This is a genomic window from Mesorhizobium sp. M2C.T.Ca.TU.002.02.1.1 (genome assembly GCF_003997225.1).
This window is the reverse complement of sequence record NZ_RZTO01000636.1, coordinates 1-3,687: the sequence shown is the minus strand read 5'-3', so window position 1 is coordinate 3,687 and position 3,687 is coordinate 1. Positions and strand designations below refer to the sequence as shown.

General features: G+C 58.4%; 4 protein-coding genes and 1 tRNA gene. 2 read left to right on the top strand and 3 right to left on the bottom strand.

Features of this window, described 5'->3' with window-relative positions:
• Nucleotides 1-653, top strand: a 653-nt coding sequence (locus EOD07_RS26550) for a PLP-dependent aminotransferase family protein (protein ID WP_164772550.1), incomplete at its 5' end; no start/stop codon positions are given.
• A gap of 176 nt (nucleotides 654-829) precedes the next feature.
• Here the strand turns inward: EOD07_RS26550 and EOD07_RS26545 are convergent.
• Nucleotides 830-1,591: a hypothetical protein gene (locus EOD07_RS26545; RefSeq protein WP_245470497.1), complete on the bottom strand. Its 762-nt coding sequence runs from the start codon at nucleotides 1,589-1,591 to the stop codon at nucleotides 830-832.
• The gene (locus EOD07_RS26540) at nucleotides 1,588-2,226 is read right to left on the bottom strand and encodes a hypothetical protein (RefSeq protein WP_127237519.1); all 639 of its coding nucleotides are present in this window, start codon (nucleotides 2,224-2,226) and stop codon (nucleotides 1,588-1,590) included. Before EOD07_RS26540 ends, EOD07_RS26545 begins: the two co-directional genes overlap by 4 nt.
• Nucleotides 2,227-2,422: 196 nt before the next feature.
• Between EOD07_RS26540 and EOD07_RS26535 the strand changes: the two genes are divergently transcribed.
• Nucleotides 2,423-2,992, top strand: a complete 570-nt coding sequence (locus tag EOD07_RS26535) for an ADP-ribosyltransferase domain-containing protein (protein WP_164772549.1) — start codon at nucleotides 2,423-2,425, stop codon at nucleotides 2,990-2,992.
• A gap of 415 nt (nucleotides 2,993-3,407) precedes the next feature.
• Here EOD07_RS26535 and EOD07_RS26530 read toward each other — a convergent pair.
• A tRNA-Arg gene (locus EOD07_RS26530) sits at nucleotides 3,408-3,484 on the bottom strand.
• Nucleotides 3,485-3,687: the final 203 nt, after the last annotated feature.

Genomic DNA, 3,687 nt, shown 5'->3' with positions numbered 1-3,687 from the left:
GCATCACCATGCGCATGGAGGAGCGGCTGCGCCTGCTCGACATCGCCGAGACCGCCAATTCATGGGTGATCGAGGACGATTTCGACGGCGAATACCGTTTTCAAGGGAGGCCCGTGCCGGCGATCCAGAGCATGGACCGCTCCGGCCGCGTCATCTATGTCGGCACCTTCGCCAAGCTCCTGTTCCCGGCGCTGCGCCTCGGCTTCATGGTTCTGCCGCCGGAGCTCGCCGGCCGCATCGTCAACGCGCTCTCCACCACCGGCCAGTTCGCGCCGCTGCTGCTGCAGGCCGCCTTGGCCGATTTCATCACCGAAGGCCATATGAGCCGGCATCTCAAACGCATGCGCCGCATCTACGCCCAGCGCCGCCAGCTCTTCCGCGACATCGTCACCGAGCGCCTGCGCGACGAGATCACGCTGTCCCCCGCCGAAGCCGGCATCCAGGTGGTGGGCTATCTGAGGGACGGCATCGACGACATCAAGGTCAGCCAGGCCGCGGCCAAGAGGGCGATCAACGTCTCGCCGCTGTCGAAATACTTCCAGAACACGGCCCCGACCCAGGGGCTGGTGCTGGGCTACGCTGCGTGTGACGCCGCGCAGACGCGGGACGGGGTGGAGAGATTGGCGGCGGCGATAGGGGAGATGCTGGGGTGAGGAACAGTGGCGCCAACGAATGGCGCACCCGACAAGAGACGCCGCAACTCACCAAAGCGCATGAAAAACAGGTGTTCTAGGCAGTCCCAAAGGAAAATGCGGGGTCACCAATCAGAGGGTTACCTTGCGAGGGCGCGGCGCTGACCTTCCGCCCTTGGGGTACGGATGGGACCCGTTCAAATTTCTAGGGCCACTCTCTCCTCGACGTAGCGCGAGCCCAGCGGCGAAATCTGTGCGGTGTCGGCCTTGGTGTCGAAGTGCAAGAGGTGCTCGCGGTGAGCGTCCTTGAGGACCGTTGCCCGATAGCGCGAAGAGTTGCCGTACTCGACCGATGCGAGCAAGCTCTTAACATCTAAGGGACCGGGCACGCCGTAGAGAACCGCCAACGTCTTGTCCTTGGCAGTGAGTGGTGCGAGCACCCTCGTTATGCCACCTACGCGCCAAAGGATTGGCAGACTCCTCTCAGTCAAACTCTCGACCACCTGAGTGGCCTCTTCTGTGCTGGTGCCGTGAAAGATGCGAACTAGTTCCGCCATTACCCACTTGACCATCCCAAGAACCACCGAAGCATCCATGTGGTTGGGGTCCACGTCCGCACCGACGTGCCCCACGTTGCGGTTGTTCCTGATCTCGTAGAGAGCCAGGAGCATGCGGGGGATTTGAATGCGAACCGATCGCGGGAAGCTTGTGGCCTTCTCAAGGTCGCGGCAGGCATCAACCATGTTGGACGGCTTGTACGGTGTCGCGGCGAAGGCTCCGTCAACATGTCCCTTGAGGATCGAATAGACGATCTCGCACAGCTTGCCACCGTTAAGCTCTGCCGGTTCCCATCGGCTCTCTCGGTAGTGCTTGGCGAGCTTGTTGTACTCCTCAAGGAGCGGCCGCCTGAGACCCTCTGGTATGCCCGAGAAAGCGGCCTGCGATGTCGCTGTGGTCAAGACTTAACAGCCTTGGCCGGCGGAGGCAGATCGTGCTCGACAAAGTTCCTCCCATGGGGCGTCATCCGAATGTTGTCCATATCGGTGGTGATAATCGTCCCCTTTCGACTGGACGTAACCCGCAGGCTGGCCTTCACATCAGAGGGCTCACGCCATTCGGGTATCATTCGGAAGGCGGTCCCCACATGATCGGCGGTAACACCCGAGAGTTCGAGAATCTGTTCGAGGTAATAAACAGCAACGGCAAATCTGTCCTCATTACTCTGAGGAGCTTTGTCAGCCACGAACTCGAATATCGACTTCTTGCCCTCTGGCCGTAGATCAAGTTCGCGGAGGAACCTAAAGCTTTGGCCGCTTGCCGAGGAGGACTTCTTCTGCCTGGGCTTGGGCGAAGCGGGATTTTTGGACTTAACGCCCTCGATTGTCGTTCTGGCTGCCGGCTCTGCTTCCTGTCCTTCCGTGATCTCAGGTGCTTGTGCTGCATTCGCCAGTGTTGTTTGGGCGACTTTGAAGCCATAAGCGGCAAGAAGAGCATTGAATGCGGATTGCTGGATAGCTTCCGACTTAAATTCGTTCACTGCGGCAGCGATCTTTGGCATCCGAGCCAAAAGGCTGTCTAACTCCGCTTCCCCCACTGCGTTCCTCCTCGGGCACGTCACTTCTTTAAGTTTTGATCCAAATGTTGCCGGCTGCAAGGAAGAAGCAGCCCCATTCACAACTTTAGCCCGCGATTTCCGTTGAATTGCGTCGGCTTCAATGCCATCGGTTCTATTTGCGGGAGGTATGTCTTGCTGGACCCCCGGATGCTGTCGAGGGGGCAAACTAATTGGCATGAATGGCGAGGCCTTTCTTGAGTGCGTGGCAAAAATCGTCGGGAGGGAAACTGCTGAGCGGTATGCTAAGCGCTTCGGCGACCTCGATAAGCCTCACACTGAGACAATACTCGGGTATGAGGCACTGGCGTTCTACGTGTATTCGACCGGGGTCGCTTGGCATGACCATATAAACGGGTCTCTTTGGTCGGAAAATCCATCTCGCGAAGTTTTGCAGTTTGCCGGCGTTTTGAACCGTGCTCTTGGTAAACTGCCTCCCTATGTCCTCAATGATGGCTTATTATTTAGAGGCTACAAAACTCTTGACGCTGAGGCGTTTGCAGCCAGATATGAGGTGGGGCAGGTTGTGAGATTTCACGGCTTTACCAGCGCCGCCTTTCGCGAAGAGGACGCGTTTTATGGTAACGTGCTATTTACCATTAAAGCGCTTACTGCACGTCGAATCTGGTTCCTCGCCGCAGACTACGAGGAGAACGAAGTGCTGATCCCGGCTGGACAATCCTTTCAAATAGTCGACGTCACAGTCTCACACGGTCGAGCGGCAATATTTTTGGACGAACTGCCATGATTACTTCTGAACGGAAGCCCAAAGCGCAGTCAGCATTCTTAACACTAAAACGTGTCAAGGGTGCCGGATCGGAAAATGCTAAGCAGGTCCGGTCGCTCTCGGAGGCCGAAAAGGCAGCTGGCCGCAGGTTCCTCAGCATCGAAGTACCTACCGATCCCAAGTCGAGCCTTCACAAAAGGATGCAGTCGTCGCGCGGATAGGCTCGGCCGACTATTCACCTCTCCGCGCTTTGCGGCACTGGCTTGGCGGCAAGGTCCAGCGGGAGCCGCTTGCGAAACTCGCAGATGCCGGAGCTGCGTCGCTGCATGTAACTCAAAGCCTCCGCCTGTGTGGGACCCCTTTGTGTACAAGGCGGATTTGACTAAGGTTCTGAAATTTAATACCTTTTGGCATTTTCAATGGGCTAGGAGAAACCTGGCGCACCCGACAAGATTCGAACTTGTGACCTCTGCCTTCGGAGGGCAGCGCTCTATCCAGCTGAGCTACGGGTGCTTCCCGGTGAACCGGAAAACGAACCGGCCGGTGAGCCGGCCAGCCACGGCTTCTTAGCGGAAGCCGCTCCGCGCTTCAACGGGCAATTGGCATGGCGGCGGGCTGATGGGGGCGATTGTCTGGCTGATGGGCTGTCGGAGAGGGCGCTCCCCTCTCCGTCTCGGCTTCGCCGAGACACCTCTCCCCGCCTCTGGCGGGGCGAG